Origin of the sequence: Fictibacillus nanhaiensis (assembly GCF_042686385.1) — a bacterium.
Lineage (GTDB): Bacteria > Bacillota > Bacilli > Bacillales > Fictibacillaceae > Fictibacillus > Fictibacillus nanhaiensis.
Map to the genome: position 1 here is coordinate 1 of NZ_JBHUPF010000008.1, position 981 is coordinate 981.

A 981-nucleotide genomic window follows, 5' to 3' on the forward strand; every position below is an offset into this window, starting at 1 on the left:
GAAGGTGTTTCATAATCTCCATAGAAAGGAGGTGATCCAGCCGCACCTTCCGATACGGCTACCTTGTTACGACTTCACCCCAATCATCTGTCCCACCTTCGGCGGCTGGCTCCCAAAAGGGTTACCCCACCGACTTCGGGTGTTACAAACTCTCGTGGTGTGACGGGCGGTGTGTACAAGGCCCGGGAACGTATTCACCGCGGCATGCTGATCCGCGATTACTAGCAATTCCGGCTTCATGTAGGCGAGTTGCAGCCTACAATCCGAACTGAGAATGACTTTTTGGGATTGGCTTGGCCTCGCGGCTTCGCAACCCTTTGTATCATCCATTGTAGCACGTGTGTAGCCCAGGTCATAAGGGGCATGATGATTTGACGTCATCCCCACCTTCCTCCGGTTTGTCACCGGCAGTCACCTTAGAGTGCCCAACTGAATGCTGGCAACTAAGGTCAAGGGTTGCGCTCGTTGCGGGACTTAACCCAACATCTCACGACACGAGCTGACGACAACCATGCACCACCTGTCACTTTGTCCCCCGAAGGGGAAAGCTCTATCTCTAGAGTGGTCAAAGGATGTCAAGACCTGGTAAGGTTCTTCGCGTTGCTTCGAATTAAACCACATGCTCCACTGCTTGTGCGGGCCCCCGTCAATTCCTTTGAGTTTCAACCTTGCGGTCGTACTCCCCAGGCGGAGTGCTTAATGTGTTAACTTCAGCACTGAGGGTGGAACCCCCCAACACCTAGCACTCATCGTTTACGGCGTGGACTACCAGGGTATCTAATCCTGTTTGCTCCCCACGCTTTCGCGCCTCAGCGTCAGTTACAGGCCAAAAAGCCGCCTTCGCCACTGGTGTTCCTCCACATCTCTACGCATTTCACCGCTACACGTGGAATTCCACTTTTCTCTCCTGCACTCAAGTCTCCCAGTTTCCAATGACCCTCCACGGTTGAGCCGTGGGCTTTCACATCAGACTTAAGAGAC

General features: G+C 53.6%; 1 rRNA gene. It reads right to left on the reverse strand.

The features are described 5' to 3' along the window. Nucleotides 1–24: 24 nt before the first annotated feature. Nucleotides 25–981, reverse strand: a 16S ribosomal RNA gene (locus ACFS5O_RS19320); the annotation flags it as partial.